Raw genomic sequence first — 19,547 nt, 5'->3', positions numbered from 1 at the left:
TTATATTGAAATTCTGTTATCTATTAAAATTTACTACTGACACAAATTTCCCATTTTCGTCTTTTATTTTTCTAACATTTTTCTTAAATTCAATTCTCTTAATCCAAATCTGTCTATTGCATCCGATACATTCAAGTTTAAAATCAATTCCCGTACGTAAGATTTTCCACTCATTTTCACCACAAGGGTGACCTTTTTTTAATTTTACAATATCTCCTAATTTATACATCGTTTCCTACTTATCAAATTTAATACTTGAAAAATCAATATTCTCGTTTTGTAGTTCTAAAATTATGTGATTTCTCATTACCCTTTGTGCTTCCCATTGTTCTCCATTTTTAGTATGCCCCGCTACTAAAACTTTATAAGAATAATCTGTGAATCCGTCTATACCAATAATTGTAGGTTCAACAGTATAATTACTAAATTTGGCTTTAGATTTTTCTATTCCTTTGGAAATACTTGTTAGAATAAAATCTATATTTTTTTTACTTGAAATATTTATTATAACAGATGCTCTCATATCATTAATGGAATAATTTATTACAGTTCCAATTTTACTATTTGGAATAATTATCTCTCTACCATCAATATCTCTAAGCTTTGTCAATCTAATTCCCATAAAAAATACAGTACCCGTAATTCCATTAATTTGTATTAAATCACCAATATTGAATTGATCCTCAACAAGTATAAACGCTCCAGTGATCACATCTTCTACAATAGATTTTGCCGCAAACGCTAATGCCATACCACCGACCCCTGCTACTGCAAGTATTGAAGTAGTGTTTATATTAAATATATTTAATATAAATGTTATAGATAAAAAATAAATCACAATATTCGTTAAGTTTTTTAGTATTGAAAATACTGTATTCGTTTTTGATTGATATGTGTCGCTGATAATCCTATTTTTAATGTTTAAATCAAACGCTCTATTTACTAAAGACTTCACGACATATGTTGCAATCAAAACTAAAATAACTCTTAATATTGCATATAAAATTACATGTTCTTGTATTTTTTGAATTAATTCTAACATTTTCACTCCTTAATATGCATTTACTCTTTGAATTTTATCCTTAAATATTATATAATACGCATCATTTTCAGCGTATGATGATATCCAATTTTTAGCTTTTTCCTCTAAAAGATTTCCTTTTTCATATACAAAAATAGAATCTTTTGCCAACATAATAATAGAATTTTTCCTAATTGATATTTTTTGAATTTCCTTATTTAACGGTTTACTTTCAATCAATTCTAAATTTTCATCAAATATATTAAGTATATTATTATCAACCATAGCTATTTTATTATCTCTAAAATCAATAGCTGATAAATTCAATACTATCATCTTTTTTATAATCTTATTTTCTTTAATTAAATAGATATATTTATTTGACAAAAGAAATATGGAATCATTAATTTCTTCTATCCTCAAAAAAGTTTCTTTAGTTGCATTTAATTTATATAAAACTTCATCATTATTTTTTATAGTTAGAGTAGAATTAATTGTTTCGTTTATAGATTCAAGTTCAATAAATTTTTGTGTTTTATTTTCTGTATATGCTATCGGATTGCTAAGTTTATCAACTTCCTTAATTATTTTTAACTTCCTATCTAAAATAGATATTTTATTTTTTCCAAATATAACTATTTGATTATTTACCAAATTCGCTTTTTTTATTTCCATTTTAAGATCTATCTTTTTTTCTTCTTTTCCTTTATCTCGTGAAATAGATACAACTTTACCATCACCACTAAAAAAGTATATAACTCGATCATAGATAATATCTACAATATTATTAGTTTTTATAGAAAAAATTTCTTTGTTATCTTTGTTGAAAGCTTCAAATTGATCGTCTTTTATCCGATAATATTTATTATCTACGATACCTATCAATTTGCTTTCAGAATTATCAGAAGTTTTTATATACTGAATATCAGATTTAATCGAATAAAATCTATATGTTCTTACAGAAAAATATATCACAAGAATAAGCAATACGGCTATTATCAAATATAGTAATATTGATTTTTTCTTCATGATAAGTCCTCCTTAAAATATTAGAAAATAAGTAAATACGATAACTCCTAAAATAACTCTATAATATCCAAAAATTGCAAAATCATTTCTTTGAATATATGCTAGGAATTTTTTTATTACTACATATGCCACAAAAAATGATAAAACAAAACCTAAAGCAATTAATCCCCATTGCGAACTTGTTAAACCTGTAGTTTTTACGATTTTTAATAATGTCGCTCCAAGCATTGTTGGGATTGCAAGGAAAAACGAAAAGTCCGCTGCTGCTTTTCTATTTAATCCTAAAAGCATCGCACCAATTATTGTTGCTGGCCAATTTAGATGTCCCTGGCCACATTGCTAACACCTGAAAAAAACCAATTATCAATGCTGTCTTATATGTCACCTGAAATACATCTTCTACTTTATAGTTTAATTTCCCTTTATTTTTATATTCCATAAATATTATAACTATACCATAGACTATCAATGCTATCGCTACTGGTATTGGCTTAAATAACAATTCATCAATTTTATCATCAAATAATAAGCCTAATACCGCCGCTGGTATCGCCGCAACTATTATTTTAGTCCAAAGTATTACCGTTTCATTTTGAGTAAACCAGTAATATAATTTATTAATTAATTTCTTACCACCAGATAGTGATTCGATGCTAGCTGGATAATCTCCTCCATTTAGTTTTTTTCTTCCAAATGGATTCAATTTGTCAAAATATATTGCCACAACAGCTAAAATAGCTCCCAACTGTATAATAACCATAAAAGCATTCGAGAAAGCTTCCGGTTTTAAATTTACAAATTGATTTACTAAAATCAAATGCCCTGTTGATGAAACCGGTAAAAATTCAGTGACACCTTCAACTATACTTAAAATAATTACTTTAATAATTTCTAACATAATTTCTCCTATTTATGATAGGGCTCATTTCTTATAATTCTAAACGCCCTATAGATTTGTTCGATTAGCACAACTCTCATCAATTGATGAGGAAATGTCATCTTCGAAAATGATAATTTTAATTGACTTTTTCTTTTTATTTTATCGGAAAGACCGTAAGATCCCCCAATTATAAAACAAATATCAGAATATCCCTCAACTGTTAAATTCTGTATTTTTTTAGCAAAATTTTCTGAACTCGCTTGTTTCCCTTCAATACATAAGGCAATTATATATGCTCTATCTCTTATTTTTGAAATAATTGCCTCTGTCTCTTTCTCCATTCCTTCTAAAATTTGTGAATCTGAGGGATTATTTGGTAACCTATGCTCATTAATTTCAATTATACTTAAATTTATGTAGCTAGTCATTCTTTTTGAATATTCTTTTATAGCATCAGTAAAATATTTTTCCTTAATATTTCCAACTGATATTATATCTATATTCATTTATAGTCTCCTCCTAAATCATTCAACTCTCCAACTATATATTCCTTCGCTATATCTAATTTAATATCCTTGCTCACTTCCAAACCAATACTTTTTAATTTATTCTTCATATTCTCAAACGCAATGCTTTCCTTATTATTCGTCTTACTTAAATGTCCTAATATAATTTTTTCCCCATTTCCTTGTACGATATTTTTCATTACATCAGCACTTGCATCGTTAGATAAATGCCCCTGTTGTCCTAATATTCTCTGCTTTAAATGATAGGGATAAGGACCTGTTTTCAACATATTTATATCATGATTTGATTCCAATATAATAATGTCTGAATTTTTAACTGTATCCTCAATATAACTATTTATTATTCCCGTATCAGTTAATATACTGATTTTTTGATTTCTTTGATAAAAAATAAAAAATATTGGATTAACAGCATCATGGTATGTGCTTATATTTTGAACATCCATATCTCTAAATGTAAAAAAACTATTCGATTTAAATACGAAAATATTTTTAGGGTTGATTTTTCCTATTTTATTTTTCATCGCTTCCCATGTTTTCTCATTCGCTAAAATTGGTATATCATATTTTCTACTCATCACTCCAACACCTTTAATGTGATCAGAATGTTCATGAGTTATAAATATAGCATCTAGTTCTTCCGGCTTTACATTTATAGTCTTTAGCAAACTTATTGTTAATTTGGCTGTAAGTCCACAATCTATTAAAATTTTAGAATTATCTGATTGTAAAAATGTTGAATTTCCCGTAGATCCTGATGATAGTGTACATATTTTCATCTAACCTCCATCTTTTTATAGTTTACCCTTAAATAGTTAAATTTTCAATATAATTAAATAAACTCTGTGGTATAATAGACTAGAAAGTTTATAAGGAGTATATATGAGAATAATTTTAGTTTCATTTACTGCATGGTTTGTAGCACAATTACTTAAAGTTTTAGGAGTTTTAATTTTTCAAAAAAAATTTCAACCCTCATTATTTTTTGCATCAGGTGGTATGCCTTCAGCTCATTCAGCCTTTATAACATCCGTATCTGTTCAAATAGGGTATCAGAGTGGATTTGAGTCATCAATATTTGCACTATCAGCAGCCATTACGCTAATAGTTGTATATGATGCATATAATGTAAGAAGGAGCGTTGGTTTACAAGGTCAAACAATTAATAAAATGATAGAATATGTAATAGATAAGGAGCATGACACAAAGGAAATAACCGTCTTAAAAGAAGTTATGGGACATACCCCCTTTCAAGTTTTTTGTGGAATAATATTAGGTGTTGCGCATGTATATATGCTAATGTTTTTACAAATAATCTAAATATCTTTACATAAGATAAAATTTTTAATATAATTATGGTACTCTTAGGGGAGTAGCTTATATTTATTTAGTCGTCATTACGGAAATTTTTCCCGGCTAAATACCGTCAGGAAGCAAGACCTAGATTATCTATAGGTCTTTTTTTATTTTAAATATTGGAGGAATTATGGAAAAATACTATCTAAATGATACAGAGTTCGTACTAAAAGATTTAAATACTGATTCTAATCAAGGACTTAGTAGTGACGAAGCTAAGCAAAGATTAGAAAAATATGGACCAAATAAATTAAAAGATAAAAAAGGTAAATCTTTTATACAAAAATTGATAGAACAATTACTAAATCCAATGGTAATAATACTATTAGTTGCGGCAATATTATCTTCGTTGCAAGGAGATTTTATTGAAACAATTATTATATTAGCAATCGTTGTTTTAAATGCAGGGATGAGCCTAGTTCAAGAAGGCAAAGCTGAAGATTCAGTTAAGGCACTCCAGAAAATGTCCGCTCCAAATGCAAAAGTATTAAGAGATGGTAAATATATTTCTGTACCATCTTACGATTTAGTACCTGGTGATATAGTAAAACTTGAAACTGGTGATATCGTACCAGCAGATATTAGACTTTTAGAAAGTCAAAATTTATCATCCGATGAATCTTCTTTGACAGGCGAATCCGTTCCTGTAGATAAAAACGCAAAAGAAGTATTTAATGATACGGTTGAAATTGGTGATAGAGATAATTATATACACTCTTCATCTATTATAACTAGAGGTCGTTGTATAGGTGTAGTAGCAACAACTGGCCATAATACTGAAATAGGTAAAATCGCAACAAACATTCAATCTGTAGAGGAAGAATCTACCCCCCTACAACAAAAACTTGCCAATCTTTCTAAATTATTAGGATTACTCGTAATAGGTGTATCAATAGTAGTTTTCATTGTTGGATACTTCTTTAGAGATGATTTATCACCTTTAGAATCCCTTATGACTGCTGTTTCACTTGCCGTTGCTGCTATTCCAGAAGGTTTAGCCGCTGTAGTTACGATCGTTTTATCTATAGGTATGAATAGAATGTCTGAAAAAAATGCTATAGTTAAAAAACTTCTAGCTGTTGAAACTCTTGGTACAACAACATTTATCTGCTCTGATAAAACAGGTACTTTGACACAAAATGAAATGACAGTAAAAAAGGTTTATACAAATTCAACAGTTTATGATATTGAAGGTGTAGGTTACGCTCCTGAAGGCGAGTTCAAAATTGATGGAAAAAAAATTAATCCAACCGATGAAAAACAACTAGAAATGTTACTTACTGCGGCAAGCTTAAATTCAGATGCTAAATTAACACACGAAGGCAATAAATGGGATATCATGGGTGACCCAACAGAGGGAGCTTTAATAACCGTAGCTCAAAAAGCAGGATTTAAAAATGAAACTTTAAATAAAAAATTTGAAAGAATTAAAGAATATCCTTTTGACTCATCAAGAAAAATGATGACAACATTCCACAAAAATTATTTGGAAGATAAAATCATATCATTTACAAAAGGTGCACCGGACATAATATTTGATAGATGTACACATGTTTTGATTGATGATAAAGAAGTCGAGTTTACAGAAAAACTAAAAAAAGAATATCACGATAAAAATATTGAATACTCAAGACAAGCTCTTAGAGTCTTAGCTTATGCATACAGAAAATGGGATAACCTTCCAGAAGACTCATCCCCCGAAAAAATTGAAGAAAAATTGGTACTTATCGGTATATCTGGTATGATCGACCCTTCAAGACCAGAAGCTAAAGTCGCTATACAACACTGTAAATCTGCGGGTATTATACCAGTTATGATTACCGGTGACTATCTTGAGACTGCACTTGCAATTGCTAAAGATTTAGGAATCGCTGAAAATGATGATCAAGCAATCATGGGAAAAGCATTAAATAATATGTCTAATGAGGAAATACAAGAAATAGTAAAAACAAAGAGAGTCTTTGCTAGAGTTTCCCCTGAAAATAAGGTACAAATTGTTACCGCACTTAAAAATAATAAACAAATTGCCGGTATGACTGGAGACGGTGTAAATGATGCTCCTGCAATAAAAAAAGCAGATATAGGTATTGCAATGGGTATTACTGGCACAGATGTTGCTAAAAATACCGCCGATGTTATTTTAACTGACGATAATTTTGCTACAATAGTAAACGCTGTCGAAGAAGGAAGAATTATTTATTCAAATATCAAGAAGTTTGTAGCATTCCTACTTTCATGTAATATGGGGGAAGTTTTAATTATGCTTATTGCCATGATTGCAAATATGCCAATTCCTCTAACAGTTTTACAGCTATTGCTACTAAACCTTGTAACCGACTCTTTCCCTGCACTTGCATTAGGGGTTGAAAAAGGTGAACCTGATATAATGAATCAACCACCAAGAAAAACGGATGAAGCAATTATTGATAAAACTATAATTGATAATATTATAACACAATCAATTGCGATAACTGTTGCAACTCTTGGAGCATTCTATATAGCACAAAAGTATATCTTTGCTGGCGCAGATTCACAAACACTTTTACACGGTTCAAGAACTGTTGCATTTGTAACTCTTGTTCTTGCAGAATTATTTAGAGCCTTCTCAGCAAGATCAGAAAAGTATACTGTATGGGAATTAGGATTATTATCAAATAAACAATTAGTCTACGCTTTCTTAGCTTCAGCAATTCTAACAATCGCTATAGTATATATACCTTTTACTCAGGTAATATTTGAAGCAGTAAATTTAGACTTTAGTGCATGGGCCGTAATATTGCCATTTTCACTAATCCCATTTGTGGTTGGTGAGTTACACAAAATAATAGAAAGAAAATTTTTCAAAAAAAAATAAATAACTTGAAATAAAAACATATAAATATTTCATTAAATATAAAAAATAAAAGCTACATAAAGGAATGCATTTCCTATGTAGCTTTTATTTCTATTCATATAAATCTACTAAAAATTTAATTTCATAATAGATTTTCTTGATTGTTTTTATTGTAAAATTAATTTGAAGTCATAAATTTTTATTTTATTTTTTCTCTTCTCTTAATTTCAATAAATACTATTAATGATATTGATGCAATGAAAAACACCATGAAAGCCATACTACTTTGATTCTCCTGTATCTGGGTTTCTATCTTTATCTTTTAAAGTATCATTATTTTTTCTATTTTCTTTTGGGGTTTCATCTTCTGTTTCTTTTGAGGTTTTACCTTCTGTTTCTTTTGGAGTTTCACCTTCTATTTCTTTTGAGGTTTCACCTTCTGTTTCTTTTGGTGTTTCACCTTCTGTTTCTTTTGGTGACTTCTTATCTTCTAAAGCTTTATACGATGCATCAAGCTTTTCTAACATTGATTTTAGTTCATTTAGGGTTAAGGAATCTTTTCCTAAAAACTCTTTTGCTTCTACTAATGTTGATTCAAGTTTTTGTATACTTTCTTCATCCTTAGTTTTCTTTAATTCTTCTAATTCTGATTCTATAGTTGTTACCTTTTCTTGTAATTCCGTTTTATCAACCTCATTTAAGTAAGTAATTATAGGTGTAATGTGAATTGAAGGTTTTGTTGGTTCACCTTTATTGCTTGCTTCAACTCGTATATAATCTCCCTTTTTAACATTTATTTTCAATTCTTTAACATTTATCTTCTTCTTACTTTCTGATAACTCATAAGTTTCACCTAAAACTTCTCCATTTTTTGTAAAACTTAATATTACACTACCATTTTGGTTGTTGTCTTGACGCAGATAAGGCTCATTATCTTTAACTTTTAGTGTAATCACACCACTTTTAGGTGCTCTATATGTCATTGCCACTCCCGCCTCTTTAGACGATCCTGTGGTGTCTGATAATAGTCCATGAGTATTTTCATCTGTTGGTGTGTTGTGATTTGATAAATCTACACCAGGACCAAAGTATCTATCTATTTGCCAATTTGGATAAGTAGGATCATAAGCGGTTATGTTTTCATACTCATTATTATTTTTCTTAATTTGTCCATACCATACATTACCTTGTTTAGGTCCAGAATAATCTAGAGCCCAATGATATTGATTTTTTAGTTTTATTGTATATTCATCTGTTGTTTTGTTTTCAGAAGTTACTATCAATTTCATACCATCTTCAATATTTCCGCTTGTAACTTCTGTATTATCACTTCTTAAAAGTTTTTTACTTGATTTTTTATGAACTTCAATATTATCTAAAACTTCTTTAACAGTTGTTGGATTATTTTCTAATGATGGTACAAATATATTTTTATCTTTTTGCATATATATTGTTGAGCTTATACCTCTAGTAGTTTCACTAGCTCCTATATCTGGCAATCCTACAATTTGATTACCAAAAAAGTCTTTACCACCATTACTGCTTATAGCTTTTCCTCTATTTATAGCCGGTGAATCTTTTTGTAATTTATAACCCGCAAATTTTTCTCTTAAGTGAGTAATTTCTCCACTTATATTTCCAACTTCAGATACATTTGGTCTTGAAGGAGCGCTACCTGGATTAACCATCTTTGGATCTTCTGTGATTGCGTGTGTATCATTTGCTGGTGTTTGTTTATAGTTGTAGTAAATATTGTTGTCATATTTAGTATTATTTTGATTAGTATGCTTAAACCAATTTTCTTCTTTTGGAGAATTTCCAGCATAATAAATAATATTATTTTCTACAACCATTTTACCTCCACCCATATTTGTACGGATGAAATCAATACCTTCTTTTACATAAAATGTATTGTTGTATACATGTGCATCTGGATTTCCTGCTGGATTTATAACACCACCAAGATCATTTTGACTTATATTATATCTAAATATATTATTTACAGCTTGGACACCACAAAACATTACTGCTCCACCAGCATTATTGTGACTATAATTATATTGGTACAATGTTCCATCACCATAGTCAGCATCCCAAGCCTGTCCATCTTGATTTTGTTTTGTATCAAAGGCTTCATTATATTGGAAGATTGCATCTTTAGTCTTCCAAGCCCAAATACCAGCTGCAACAATACCAAATCTGTTTGCTGAGTAATCTTTAGGATTCATATGCTTTGCTACACCATCTGACACATTATATTCAACCAATGGTCTAAAAGCGTACATAACTGTTATAGCATCACCACCAGCATCTTTTATATAGTTATTTCTAATAACAATATTTGTTGATCCATACTTCTTAACTACATCATCAGGTAATTGAGCAGTTTTAAATTTATCCCATGCATATGTATATCCGACTGCTATTCCCCATCTATTTACTGTATCAAGATAAGAATTTTCAATTTTCACATCATTATATCTAGCTATACCTGTTTTATCTTCATCTTTTGGTTTAAATACTGTAAAGTATATCCCACCATTATTCATGTGTTTATCATAAACATTTCCCTTAATGTTATGAATATATAGATTTCTTAAATATATATGGTTTAAGGTTCCTTTATTTTGTGCAACTCCTGCTACACCAGTTTTATTCATATAATTTACATCATTATACTCCAAATCATCTTTTAAAGGTGTATTTGTTATTTCAAGATTACTAATTTCAATATATTCTACATCATATAAAAGTATGGATGATGAAACATCTCCTTTATATTTATGTCTTGGATTGTCTAATTGTTTACCATAATCTTGATGCCAAACTCCCTTACCATTTGTATTTATTTTTGGTAAATTTCCTTCTCCATATTTATCTATAATTATCGGTGCATCTGCTGAACCACTACCTTTTATATGTAAATATTGATTTTCAAAGATAGAACCTGCCTGTAATAAAACTTTATCTCCAGGTTTTAGTACAATTTCATTTATTTTATCTAAGCTACGAAAAGCTTCTTTTTCAGATTTCCCTGTATTATTATCATTACCATTTATAGAACTTACATAATATGTAGTTCCTTTGGTACTTCCTTCTTCAGCTTTTACATTTTTGCTTGGGACTAATCCTGCTAAAATAGGAAATATCATTGTAAATGCTAATAATATTGATAATGATTTTTTTTTCATTTGTTATCTTTTCATTATTTAAAATCATTTTAGGAAAAAAATACTTTTCTCAAATTTTCAATCTAAAAATTACTATAGTTTCATTTTATACTTATTGTTTTCTACCGTCCTTTCCCATTTACCTCCTTTATGAATTATATTTTTATAAATTTATAACACAATTTGAAATGAGATATTTAATAAATCATATATTTAATTCTCTTTTTATTAAATTATATAACTTGTTCTCATCTACTTTGATTCGACTGTTTTCTACTCTACTTTTGATTAATTTTTGGTATTCTTTTTCCTTTAATTCCTTTTCTATATAGTTTTTTGATTCCTCAACTGAAAAATAACCTCTATCCTTTATATGTTGACATTCTATTAAATAAATCGTTTCGTTTTCTTCAATAACTTTCGTATATTCAGATTCTCTTAAATTTTTAGCTAATTCTAAAACGTCACCAATATTTTTTGACATAGGTGAGTAATTGCCTGAATTTATCTCTTCTTCTGAAAAATATTCTTTTAATATCTTGCTATTTTTAACAAAAGATTTTAATGAATTTCCCTCTTCGAGATGTCTGTATGCTTTTTGTAATTCTATTTTGATTGAATTTAATTTTTCTATACTTAAATCTTCTTTTCTTACTTTAATAAATCCGAGCTTTAAGTCATCAACTTTCTTAAAAAATATATCTTTGTTTTTTTCGTAATACTCTAATATATCTTTTTGAGATATATTCATTTCATTTTTAGTATCTTCAAGATATTTTTTTTCAAAAGAATCAGTTTCATAAGCTAAGTAAGATTCCAAACTAAATTCTGAAAGTCCATATACTCTTTCTCCCTTTTTTATTCTTTCTAATCTTGATAAATTTTCTAATCTCATCCTATTTTTTAAGCTTTCAAAATCCACATTATTTACATATCCTTGTTTTTTAGCATTTTCATAAATTGCTCTGAATTTTTTTATAGATTGGATAGTTTCTTTCGCTAGCTCTTTGTAAGGAATTTTACCGTCAATTTCCTTATTCCAAAATTCACTATCAATATTCTTACCATTTTTACTTAATTTTTGTGAAACAGAATACATCTCTTTATTCATAAAATATAAGAACTCTTCATTAGAAACTTCTTTTAAATTTATCTGTAAAATATTTTTATTTCTCTTAACATATATTGCTAAAAATCCAAGAAGAATCGCCATCATTAATATAAAATATGAGAAATATTTTTTTTTCATTTCTACTCCTGAATTTGTTTTCATATTTTTAATATTCTAATTAACATATTAAATTAATAATATATTATACTTAATTATCTTATATATAGAATAACATAAAACGAGCAATGTTTTGTCCTATATGCTTATTTTTGACAATGTTTTCATTTTTATATTAATTTTTATTAACATTTTTTTGGAGAGTTGTGTTTATTAATTTTTTTTAAATAAAAATTAACCTCAAAATGCTATCTTATAAAATAGCTTTTTGAGGTCATTAGTAAGTATTATTTTATACTATTTACTTTTTTTGAAGTCACAAAGTAAGCTCCCATTGATGTAACTAGTGTTACTATAAGTATTGTTATACCCGCATCACCAGTTTTAGGATTTTCATCTTTGTCTTTTGTAACATTATTATTTTGTTTTTCTTCTTTTCTTGTTTCCTTAGGTGTTTCACTTTCTGTTTCTTTTGATGTTTCACCTTCTGTTTCTTTTGATGTTTCACCTTCTGTTTCTTTAGGTGTTTCACTTTCTGTTTCTTTAGGTGTTTCACCTTCTGTTTCTTTAGTTGTTTCACCTTCTGTTTCTTTTGATTTTAATACTAAGTCATTTTTAGCTTTTTTCAATGTTTCTAAAGCTGAATTTACTTGATCTTGTGTAGCTTTTTCGTCTTCAGAAATTTCTAAAGCTTTTTCGTATGCTTGCTTTAAAGCTTCTATAGATTCTTCTGTATATAGGGTATCTTCAATTTCTGAAACTTCTGAAAGTAATTCTATCAATTCAGATTTATTTACTTCCTCATTATCAATTTCTATCAATTTAACATCAAATTTATCTAATTGAGGAGCATCTGGATTACCGGATAATGTTAGTGTACCTTCTCCAGCTTTTTTGACAACTATATTAAATTTTGCAGTCTTAGTTACTGAAGCATCTGAATTACCTGCTACAGTTCTACCTTCAATAATATTTTCTGCGTCATCAAACCAATGTAATCCATTTTGACTTGAACCACTTCTAAATGTTACTAAAAACTCATACTTTCCAGCTTTTTCAACTCTATATGGAATTGTAATAGTGTCATCCCCATTTAGAGAATTTACAAATTTACCACCACTTGCCCAGTCAGATTTTTCAATAGATAATGGCCAACGCTCATTGTCTCCTGTATTATGAAGAGTTGACTTCTCAGCTTCTAAAACAGAGGTCTTATTAAGTTCTGAAGGGAATACAAAAGGTTTTTGTTTTGTATACTTTTCCTCACCTTGAGTTATGCTTTCTTGATCAATAATATTAATTCTTGCTCTAGAAGTGAAACCAACGATTAATTCTTTAGTCACTGGTGTTAATTCTACTGTAAACCATTGATTTCCAGTTTTATTAGTATTTCTTCTAGTTCTCACTTTTGCTATCTTTTCAGTTTCTCCCTCATTAAAGGTAACTTCTGAAATTAAAGTAGTATCATAATCGTCCTGAATTGCTGTTCCTGGATTTGGTTGTAATAATGCTTTCACATTTCCTACACTTCCTCCGACTCTCTTAAGTTTAACATCTATCTCTGAGTCTTCATTCATTGTGTATTCAGATTTCTCGATTGTTACCATACCTATACCACCATTGTTAATAGCAAGTGCAGACTCTATACCAACAGCCTTTGATTTAACTCTTAACTTCAATGTATGTTGTCCATCTTTCAAATCGTCAGATTCAAATATTGTCTGTGTTGTCTTTCTTGCTAATCCACGTGTATCAATTACTTGTTCTGGTCCATCATCTATTTGAACTACTATTTCACCATGGTTTGGATCCTTTGTACCTAATAAATATAGTTTTGTACCACTAAATTTAAGTTCTAGCGTACTTCCTGTAAGTGCCCATCTATTTGTATCATTTAAGAAATGTTTTCCTGATTCCTTATTCCATGTGCCAGACTTAAATGTAAATCCTTTATCATTACCGCCTGAATAACCATCTTCAATATCGATTTCTTCGATTCCGTTTGGTACAGTTGAAGGAATTTCAAAACCAGCTGAAGCTTTATACACACCTATTTCAGATAAAATTGGAACTTTACCTTCACTTGTAGATACAGTAATTCTTAATTTTGTTGCTCTTATAGGAGATGTTCTAATTAATCTCTTAGCACCAATTGTTTCTCCTTCTTCTAATAATTTCCATTCGCTACCTTCATCTTCTTTATATTCTACTTTATAATTATTAATTCTTTGACCAAATAAGATTGATTCTTCGATTGAAACGATATCAAATTCTTTTTTATTTGGGAATATAATTTCTAAAGTACCTTCATTTGTACCATCATTTGTTGCCCAATATGTTTTATCGTTGCTATCTAATAGATTATTAATTGAAGTATTTTCTCTAACTTGATTAGGAACAATTTTTGCTCCTTCAGATTTTAGTATATTGGTCTTAAAAGTTTCTTTAATATTTTGTCCAAATTCTAATACTCTCAATCTAATATCTTCGTCCAATTTCCCTTTATTATTTGGTGGAATATTTAATAACAATGGAGAATTGTGACCAACTGATCTAAAGTACATTTCTGCCAATTGATCAATTGATTTTGGAGTTTTCTTATTAGTTCCCCAGAACCATCCTGAAGTAATTCTTGCATCTGATTCAGGAACAGTCCATTGATTTCCGTCTTCATAACCTTTATAGTAAGCACCGTCTTTGTTACTATCTATAGTATTTCTTTCATAATTTACTTTTGATTTTGACCAAGTATTTTTATGCGCAAACCCATGCTCATTACCAATCCATCTTACTGTTGTATATGCTTCTGCACCAAATAACATGGCATCAGCATCATGTCCAGCTTTTTTCCCTTGATAAGTTTGGATTATATCAAAATATCTTTGGAAATCATATTCTTGAGCATTTGCTCCACTTCCTTTAGCTCCATCCATCCATACTTCAACAAATCTACCATTATTACCATATTTTGGATTACTTAAGATTTCTTTTAATTGGTTTGAATAATAGTCATTATAATCTAAATGATCATTTTCTTTACTTGTAGGTCTGTGATTTTCATTATAATATCCATATGAAGGGTCATGAATATCCCATGGAGATAAGTATAGACCCATATCTATATTATATTTAGTAGCTGCTTTTGATATTTCAGCTAATATATCACCTTTACCATTTTTATAATTTGTAGACGCTATGTCATAATCTGTATATTCACTTGGCCATATTGCAAAACCATCATGATGTTTTGCTGTAACAATAATTTTCTTAAATCCAGCATCGTGAATTGTTTTAACTAATGTTTCGGCATCAAAATCCTCGTTCAATGTAAATATATCTCTAGGATGTCTTGAACCATAGTGTTCACCCCATTCAATTTCATTGAAAGTATTTGGTCCAAAGTGAACAAATGCAGCAAGTTCATCTTTTTGGTATTTATATTGATTTGCATTTGGCAATACTTTATCTTTTTTAGGTGCTGAAGAATCAGTAGGAGAATCTGATTTTTCATTTTCCACAGGCTTAATGTTCTTTACAGTAATTACATCATTTTTATTTGTAGATAGTTTTACAATATTATCACTTAGTATTTCTGGGTTTACTTCTTTTCCATTAACCTCAATTGTTGCTGTTTTAATATTTGGGTATTCAAGTTTTAATTCTCCCCCATTGTTAGATGTAATTTTAGCAATTGATAAATGTTCCTTGTTCCAGTCCATATCTACAGAAAAATTACCTCTAGCTAATATTCCTCTTACTGCTCCCTGGCTCCAAGCACTTGGTAATGCTGGTAAAAGTGTTACTTTATCCAAATGAGATTGTATCAGCATCTCAGCTACACCACTAGTTGCACCAAGATTCCCATCAATTTGGAAAGGTGGGTGAGTGTCCCATAAGTTTCTAAGAGTAGAATTTCTTAATTGCTCAATTAATAATTTATGTGCTCTATCTCCGTCTAAAAGTCTAGCCCATAAATTAATCTTATTAGCTTTAGACCAACCTGTTCCACCATCTCCCCTGTCGTTTAATGAAGCTTTGGCAGCTTTAATGTGTTCTGTATTTTCAGAATTAAATAAGCTACCAGGGAATAATCCAACTAGATGCGATACATGTCTATGACCTTTTTGAATCCCTTCACTTCTAAATCCTGGAGTATCTTCTTCGTACCATTCTTTAATCATACCTTTTTTATTAATATGCAGAGGTTTAAGTTTCTCTAATTTAGCACTAACTTCAGTTACTAGGTCATTATCTACATCTAATTTATTAGCGGCTTCTATGAAATCTGTAAATAATTGCCATACCAAAGATTGATCAAAAGTATTACCAATTGTTATAGTTCCGTGTTCTGGTGAATATGATGGTGATGAAACATATCTGTCACTTTTCTCATCATAATGTAAGAATGAATTCCAGAATTTAGTTGTTTCTTTCAACATTGGATAAATTTTATCTTGTAAATATTTAATATCATTTGTATATCTGTAATGATCATAAATATTTTGCATTATCCATGCATTTGCAGCAGGTGACCATCCCCAGTAATAATTCCAGCCAGGTGTTGTCCATCCAAACGGAGTTACTTGAGTATGTGCTAACCAACCATTTTCTTGATTTCCAGTAGATGAAATTCCTGCATATTCTTTAGCAGCCACTCTACCATAATGTCTCATATCATCTACAAAATTCACTAAAGGTGATACTGTTTCAACCAAATTAGTTGAATATGCTGGCCAATAATTCATTTGTAAATTTACGTTCATATGATAATCTGAATTCCATGGTGGATTGTCTATTGCATTCCATACACCCTGTAGATTTGCAGGAAGTGCATTTTTGGAATCTCTAGATGATGATATCAATAAATATCTACCGTATTGGAAAAACAATTCTTCCAAATAATTATCTTGTTTAGATTTATAATTTTCTAATAGAGTATTTGTGTATTCATCTTTTGTCTTAGAGATATTTAACTGCATTCTATCAAAAAGTTTTTTGTAATCATTAATATGATTTTCTTTTAATGCAGAATATTCTTTCTTAAGAGCTTTATTTACCTTTTCTTTTACATATTCTTCAACATTAATTTCCCTATCTTTATAGTTGGTTGAATAATCTAAGGCATAATCAGTTTTAGCTGAAAAAATCACGGTTGCGTAACTAGCATTTGTAATTTTTATCGTATCATCTTCAATAACTTTTTCACCGTCAGTTACAACTTTTAGATATGATGCATATTTCATTTCATTATTATTAACTTTACCACTTAATAATAATCCTTCTCCATCATTTTTTGTACTTGCTGTTTTGTATGAAGATTTTTGACCATCTTTTAGATCACTATTTGATTGTAGTTTTACAGTAAATTCAAGTTTAGCTTCCCCATCTTTAGTTAAGTTAGTTACAGAAACATTATCTGGATAAGAAACAAATGTTTCTCTATTGTATGTAGTTCCATTTTGTTTATATTTAACTGTATGGGTTGCATTACTAATGTTTAAATTTCTTTCATAATCGCTATAATTATTATTTGTCTGATTAGTGAAATTAAATAGTACGTCACCAAAGTTTAAGTATCTTCCATATTGTTCATTATTTGGTCCCACCAAATGTCTTTCAGCTAAACTTTTAGCTAATTGTAAGTTTCCATCTTCTAAAGCTTTTCTAATTTGTGGAATGTGCTTAGCTTTATCCTTGAAGTTTCCTCCATTATAGCTGTTATCATTTGGTTTTGGTCCACCTGACCATAATGTTTTTTCATTAAATTGAATTCTTTCAAATCCGACTAAACCAAATATTTTATTACCAATCTGTCCATTCCCTAGTGGTAATGCATCATTTTCCCATCCACTATAGTTATTTGGTGCAGGTGAATTATATTTTAAGACATAATTCTTATTTATTTTTTCTAAACTATTTTTCTGTTCACTATCTGAACTATTTGACTCAGCTTTTGTTTTTCCCTTGTGTAAATTGGGAACTGAACCACTTGTAAATATTAGAAAAAACACCAATAAAAAACATATTGTATTTTTTTGTTTTTTAGCCATCGCTCTACCCTCCTAAATTTATTTATATGTCTAACCACCTATGTATTACGTTTTCATTATATAATAAATATCAAATAAAATAAACCTATAATATAAACTTTATATTCCTTAAACGTTTCATTTTTAAATCTTTTTTTTATTATTAAATTGTTTTTAAATCTATTTTGATAAAACTTTTTTTTGAAATATATTTCATTGTTTACAATCTATCATATATAAAAAAACCTTTCTAATTAAATTTTAGAAACTTAATTAGAAAGATTTTATTTTAATTTTATTAAATTGTGTTAAGGTTTACTAATCCACTTTTTCTTTCTTTTTCAGCTCAATATAAGCTACTAAAGTTGTTGAAACTAAAAAGAATAAAACAAATATTTTACTACCTTTATCTCCAGTTTCTGGATTATTTTTATCATTTTCAGTAGGTTTTCTATTAGATTTTTCAGGTTTTTCCTTTTCTGTTTCTTCAGATTTTTCCTTTTCTGTTTCTTCAGATTTTTCCTTTTCTATTTCTCCAGGTTTTTCCTTTTCTGTTTCTTCAGGTTTTTCCTTTTCTGTTTCTCCAGGTTTTTCCTTTTCTGTTTCTTCAGGTTTTTCCTTTTCTGTTTCTTCAGGTTTTTCCTTTTCTGTTTCTCCAGGTTTTTCCTTTTCTGTTTCTCCAGGTTTTTCCTTTTCTATTTCTCCAGGTTTTTCCTTTTCTGTTTCTCCAGGTTTTTCTTTTTCTGTTTCTTCAGGTTTTTCCTTTTCTGTTTCTCCAGGTTTTTCTTTTTCTGTTTCTTCAGGTTTTTCCTTTTCTGTTTCTTCAGGTTTTTCTTTTTCTGTTTCTTCAGGTTTTTCTATATCTGGATTTTCATCCTTTACTTCTATGGCTCTGGTATTAGCTCTTATCATAAAGCTTCCTAATTCATTTGGTTCATTCCAAGCGCCATTTTGTAATTTAAATGAATTATTAATTCCTTTTGTATTTTCATCAACACCTAGGATTGCTCCATCTTTAGTATCATCTACTTGAGTATAAGATACGAAAAATTCACCATTTACTTGAACACTTTCTGGCAATTTTATATCTTGCCATTCATTTTCTTTTTCAACCGTAGATTCAAATTCTTCAAGTAATATTTTACCTGGCAATAAATCTGAATCATTTTTATCATAAATACTTATCTTAAACTTTTTACCGATAGATTTTCCACTATTAGCAAACATTAATCTTACGGATTCTATTAAACTTGGCTTATCAACTTCAAATCTAACTGCAACTTTTTGATTTGCTTTTAATGATAAAAGTCCAGCTTCGGATTTTCCGTCATCTTTTGCTAATTCTTTAATTTCTTTCATTTGTATTTTGCTTAATACAATATCTTTGCTAATATTTTTCCCTGATGAAATTGTTATTTCTTCTTCCTTAGTACTATATCCTTTTGCAGTTACCACTAATTTATATGTTCCAGAT

Annotated in this window: 11 protein-coding genes and 1 pseudogene; 2 read left to right on the top strand and 10 right to left on the bottom strand. The window is 29.0% G+C overall.

What is annotated here, in order from left to right:
* Positions 1-16 precede the first annotated feature (16 nt).
* From AC4KN9_RS00125 to AC4KN9_RS00100, 6 genes and pseudogenes are all read right to left on the bottom strand, one after another.
* Positions 17-229: a DUF951 domain-containing protein gene (locus AC4KN9_RS00125; protein WP_491016667.1), complete on the bottom strand. Its 213-nt coding sequence runs from the start codon at positions 227-229 to the stop codon at positions 17-19.
* Between the two features lie 6 nt (positions 230-235).
* Positions 236-1,042, bottom strand: a complete 807-nt coding sequence (locus AC4KN9_RS00120; protein ID WP_491016666.1) for a mechanosensitive ion channel family protein — start codon at positions 1,040-1,042, stop codon at positions 236-238.
* A gap of 9 nt (positions 1,043-1,051) precedes the next feature.
* Positions 1,052-2,050 (bottom strand): hypothetical protein, encoded by a 999-nt coding sequence (locus AC4KN9_RS00115; protein WP_491016665.1) that lies wholly within the window; start codon positions 2,048-2,050, stop codon positions 1,052-1,054.
* A 12-nt stretch (positions 2,051-2,062) separates the two neighbouring features.
* A pseudogene (locus AC4KN9_RS00110) lies at positions 2,063-2,951 on the bottom strand (undecaprenyl-diphosphate phosphatase).
* Between the two features lie 5 nt (positions 2,952-2,956).
* On the bottom strand, positions 2,957-3,436 hold the full coding sequence (gene rlmH / locus AC4KN9_RS00105) for a 23S rRNA (pseudouridine(1915)-N(3))-methyltransferase RlmH (protein WP_491016664.1): 480 nt from the start codon (positions 3,434-3,436) through the stop codon (positions 2,957-2,959).
* A complete protein-coding gene (locus tag AC4KN9_RS00100) occupies positions 3,433-4,236 on the bottom strand; it encodes an MBL fold metallo-hydrolase (protein ID WP_491016663.1) in 804 nt (267 codons plus the stop codon). Before AC4KN9_RS00100 ends, rlmH begins: the two co-directional genes overlap by 4 nt.
* A 103-nt stretch (positions 4,237-4,339) precedes the next feature.
* On the opposite strand from AC4KN9_RS00100, the gene AC4KN9_RS00095 reads away from it, so the two are divergent.
* Together AC4KN9_RS00095 and AC4KN9_RS00090 are read left to right on the top strand one after the other, a co-directional pair.
* Complete coding sequence (locus AC4KN9_RS00095) at positions 4,340-4,777, top strand: divergent PAP2 family protein (protein WP_491016662.1); 438 nt, start codon at positions 4,340-4,342, stop codon at positions 4,775-4,777.
* Between the two features lie 166 nt (positions 4,778-4,943).
* Positions 4,944-7,667, top strand: a complete 2,724-nt coding sequence (locus AC4KN9_RS00090) for a cation-translocating P-type ATPase (protein WP_491016661.1) — start codon at positions 4,944-4,946, stop codon at positions 7,665-7,667.
* A 260-nt stretch (positions 7,668-7,927) separates the two neighbouring features.
* Here AC4KN9_RS00090 and AC4KN9_RS00085 read toward each other — a convergent pair whose 3' ends face one another.
* From AC4KN9_RS00085 to AC4KN9_RS00070, 4 genes are all read right to left on the bottom strand, one after another.
* Complete coding sequence (locus tag AC4KN9_RS00085) at positions 7,928-10,837, bottom strand: right-handed parallel beta-helix repeat-containing protein (RefSeq protein WP_491016660.1); 2,910 nt, start codon at positions 10,835-10,837, stop codon at positions 7,928-7,930.
* Between the two features lie 184 nt (positions 10,838-11,021).
* Complete coding sequence (locus AC4KN9_RS00080) at positions 11,022-12,065, bottom strand: hypothetical protein (protein WP_491016659.1); 1,044 nt, start codon at positions 12,063-12,065, stop codon at positions 11,022-11,024.
* A 266-nt stretch (positions 12,066-12,331) separates the two neighbouring features.
* Entirely contained in the window at positions 12,332-18,094 is a 5,763-nt protein-coding gene (locus tag AC4KN9_RS00075) for a glycosyl hydrolase family 95 catalytic domain-containing protein (protein WP_491016658.1), read from the bottom strand.
* A gap of 297 nt (positions 18,095-18,391) precedes the next feature.
* Positions 18,392-19,528, bottom strand: a complete 1,137-nt coding sequence (locus tag AC4KN9_RS00070) for a hypothetical protein (protein ID WP_491016657.1) — start codon at positions 19,526-19,528, stop codon at positions 18,392-18,394.
* Between the last annotated feature and the right edge of the window lie 19 nt (positions 19,529-19,547).

This window comes from Helcococcus sp. SA-HE-C1, assembly GCF_985670335.1.
This window is presented reverse-complemented; position numbering and strand designations above follow the sequence as displayed.

Excerpts from the sequence above, each read along its gene's own strand:
- AC4KN9_RS00095 (WP_491016662.1), top strand. The coding sequence starts at position 4,340 with ATGAGAATAATTTTAGTTTCATTTACTGCATGGTTTGTAGCACAATTA.
- AC4KN9_RS00125 (WP_491016667.1), bottom strand. The coding sequence starts at position 229 with ATGTATAAATTAGGAGATATTGTAAAATTAAAAAAAGGTCACCCTTGT.
- AC4KN9_RS00120 (WP_491016666.1), bottom strand. The coding sequence starts at position 1,042 with ATGTTAGAATTAATTCAAAAAATACAAGAACATGTAATTTTATATGCA.
- rlmH (WP_491016664.1), bottom strand. The coding sequence starts at position 3,436 with ATGAATATAGATATAATATCAGTTGGAAATATTAAGGAAAAATATTTT.
- AC4KN9_RS00100 (WP_491016663.1), bottom strand. The coding sequence starts at position 4,236 with ATGAAAATATGTACACTATCATCAGGATCTACGGGAAATTCAACATTT.
- AC4KN9_RS00085 (WP_491016660.1), bottom strand. The coding sequence starts at position 10,837 with ATGAAAAAAAAATCATTATCAATATTATTAGCATTTACAATGATATTT.
- AC4KN9_RS00115 (WP_491016665.1), bottom strand. The coding sequence starts at position 2,050 with ATGAAGAAAAAATCAATATTACTATATTTGATAATAGCCGTATTGCTT.
- AC4KN9_RS00090 (WP_491016661.1), top strand. The coding sequence starts at position 4,944 with ATGGAAAAATACTATCTAAATGATACAGAGTTCGTACTAAAAGATTTA.
- AC4KN9_RS00080 (WP_491016659.1), bottom strand. The coding sequence starts at position 12,065 with ATGAAAAAAAAATATTTCTCATATTTTATATTAATGATGGCGATTCTT.
- AC4KN9_RS00075 (WP_491016658.1), bottom strand. The coding sequence starts at position 18,094 with ATGGCTAAAAAACAAAAAAATACAATATGTTTTTTATTGGTGTTTTTT.